The sequence below is a fragment of the Mesorhizobium sp. M7A.F.Ca.CA.003.01.2.1 genome (assembly GCF_003998945.1).
Taxonomy (GTDB): domain Bacteria; phylum Pseudomonadota; class Alphaproteobacteria; order Rhizobiales; family Rhizobiaceae; genus Mesorhizobium; species Mesorhizobium ciceri.
In genome coordinates this window covers 1-3,164 of record NZ_RZRA01000688.1, presented here as the reverse complement: position 1 = coordinate 3,164, position 3,164 = coordinate 1, and the positions used below count along the sequence as shown (strand labels likewise).

Genomic DNA, 3,164 nt, shown 5'->3' with positions numbered 1-3,164 from the left:
GCCCACATCAGACCAACGCCGACAGAGGCACGCAGCTGCATGTCCGTTGACTCCTGAGCAACGCTCGTAACCTTGCTGCCATAGAGAGTCGCCGCGTCAGCAAACACAGCTCCGCGAAGGCCGAAGCTTTCCGGAACGACTGGCAGCGGGAACTGGGCTTCAGCAGAAGCATTGAAGTAGGTCGTACCGCCGAGATGGTCACCCGTGAGAGGATCCACAGGCCCGATACCGCCATAGGCGAAGCCACGGATCATGCGGTCCGTGCTCTGGAACTGATCGAAGATACGCAGGCCGTCACTGCCATAACCCTCGACATGGCCGGCGCCGCCCGAAATAAGGCCGACAAGATCAAGCGACTCGGACAACGTCTGATAGACGCTGCCGCGTCCCGTGATCTTCACGAACTTGGCATCGCCGCCAAGACCGGCCACTTCGACGGTTGTGTTGGCATAGATACCCTCATGCGGGTTCTTCATGTCGTCGATGGTGTTGTAGACCAGCCCGAGACTGACCGACGACTTGATCCAAGGGCTCTGATCGATGCCATCAAGGATTGCAGTTGAGATATTGCAAGGGCTGCCAGGAATATAAACCCCATCGGTCAAGCAACCATCGTCAACTTTATATTTTTCCTGCGATATGTTGTACGCCAACTGGGTCGTGATGCTGTCGGTGATCGGCAGGCCGAAACGGATCGTCGCGCCCGTGGTATCGCTGTCATAGTTGTTGTTGTATTCCCGCGTCGACTTATAGATGTCGAAACCGGCGGCGATGCGCCGTCCGAGGAAATAAGGCTCGGTGAAGGACAGGCTGTAGTCGCGTGAATTCTTGCCGCCGCCCGCAGACAGCTTGATGAACTGACCGCGACCGAGGAAGTTGCGCTCGGTCACCGAGCCTTCGACCGACGGACCGGCCGTGTCGCCACCGGTCGAATAACCAGCGCCCACCGAGAACTCACCGGTCGATTTCTCAACCACGTCGACCACCAGAACGACCTGGTCGGGCTGCGAGCCAGGCACGGTCGAGATGTCGACTTTCTCAAAGTAGTTCAAGTTTTCCAGGCGCTTCTTCGCGCGCTGGATGAGCACCTGGTTGAAGGCGTCGCCTTCGCTGACGTCGAACTCCCGGCGAATGACATAGTCACGCGTGCGATCGTTGCCGCGGATCTCGATGCGCTCGATATAGGCCTTGGTGCCCTGGTCGATCGTGTAGACGACCGAAATGGTGTGGTTCTCGAAATTGCGGTCGCCGCGCGGCGTGACCTGCGCGAAGGCATAGCCGGAACCGGCCACCTTCTCGGTCAGCGCGATGATGGAATCCTCGACGTTCTTGGCGTTGTAGACGTCACCCTTGTGCGTCTCGATCACCGATTCCAGCGACTTGCCGTCGACTTCAGGGATCGTGCTCTCGACGCTGACATCGCCGAACGTGTAGCGGTCGCCTTCCTGGACGGTGATGGTGACCGTGTACTTGTTCGTCGCGCTGTCGAGCTCGCCGACGGCGGACACGACCTGGAAGTCGGCATAGCCGTGATTGTAGTAGAAGCGGCGCAGCAGCTCCTGGTCCGCGCGCAGCTTGTCATCGTCGTAGACGTCGTCGCGCAGGATGAAGGAAACCCAGGACGAACGCTTGGTGTTGATGATATCCGACAGGCGGCGGCTGGAATAGGCGCTGTTGCCGACGAAATTGATCGCCGCGATCTGCGTGCGATCGCCTTCGGCAATGTTGAAGACCACATTCACGCGATTGTCGCCAAGCTGCATGACCTGCGTGGTCACGGTCACGTCGTCGCGACCAATGCGCCTGTAGGCAGCCTTGACCGACTCCACGTCGGCATCGAGCGTCGCCTGCGAGAACGTTCCGCGTGGCTTCAGCTGCACCGCCGCCGCGAGCGCATTGTCCTTGAGTTTCTTGTTGTTCTGGAACAGCACCTGGTTGACAACCTGATACTCGGCAACCTTGACCACCAGCGTCGAGCCGACCTGGTTGATCTGCACATCCGAAAACAGGCCGGTGCCAAACAGTGCCTTGACCGCACCGTCGATATCGGAACTGGAGAAAGCCTTGCCCGGCTTGATGGTGATGTAATTGCGGATGGTCTCAGCGTCGATACGCTGGTTGCCGCTTACTTCGACTCTGCTGACGACAGCGGCTTCAGCCGCCGATGTGGCAACGAACTGCACTGCGAGCGCGCCTGGCACGACCATGGCCGCGGACAGGGTCACCGCGGACGCGGCGCTTAGAAACTTGGATGCTGCCTTCATCGGGCTTAATAACCTTTTCTCGTAGTCCCCACGGCGAGAAAACCGGACGTGCGGTAATTTCCCCTACCGTATTAACCGGATTTTCCCTACACGCAAGGCTTCTGGTTAATTTGTATTTACTTAACCCTGCGGCGTGGCTTTCGCGTCACTCATATCCCCTTGCATGGTAAACGGCGTCTCAACATCGTCCATGCAGAAGCCAAATTTCTTCATGATTTCAGCACCCAAACAGATCGTTCCAAAAAACGAACCCCATGAAGCACAGCACCAGAAGCAACCCGGCCCGATAGGCCATTTCCATCATCCGTTCCGACACCGGACGGCGAATGACAGCCTCCACCCCGTAGAACAAGAGGTGACCGCCGTCGAGAGGGGGAATCGGCAAAAGGTTCAGAATTCCGATGCCAACGGATAGCAGTGCAACCAGTTGCACGAGCCATTCGAATCCCAGTTTCGCAGCCCTGCCCGCCATGTCGGCGATCTTCACCGGACCGCCCAACTGACATTTGTCTTCGCGCCCGACAACAAAGCGCTGCAGGAACTGGCCGGTGCGCTGGATGACGTGACCGGTTTCCTCGACCGCCGCCGCGACAGCTCCAACAGGCGTGTAGGTGATGAGCCGTGGCTGGCCGAGTTCCTTGTTGTTGACGACACCGATTACAGCGACCTTGACCTTGTTGCCGAGCGCGTCTTCCTGTTCCATCAGCCGCGGTGCCGCGGTCACAGTGACCTCCCGGCCGTCGCGCAGCATGACGAAAGTGATTGCGTCGTCCGCACGGCCCGAGACCAGGCGTTGGACGTCGCCAAAGGTTTCGACCTTGTTGCCGTCGACGCTGACGAATCGGTCGCCGGGAAGGATGCCGGCCTTCGCCGCCGGGCTGTCGGCGGTCACCTCGGCCA

At 59.1% G+C, this 3,164-nt stretch carries 2 protein-coding genes; both read right to left on the bottom strand.

Features of this window, described 5'->3' with window-relative positions:
• Positions 1 to 2,264 (bottom strand): outer membrane protein assembly factor BamA (gene bamA, locus EN969_RS23730; protein ID WP_127419443.1); only part of this gene is annotated, 2,264 nt, incomplete at its 3' end.
• 217 nt (positions 2,265 to 2,481) lie between these two features.
• A partial coding sequence (gene rseP / locus EN969_RS23725) for an RIP metalloprotease RseP (protein WP_127419442.1) occupies positions 2,482 to 3,164 on the bottom strand: 683 nt, incomplete at its 5' end.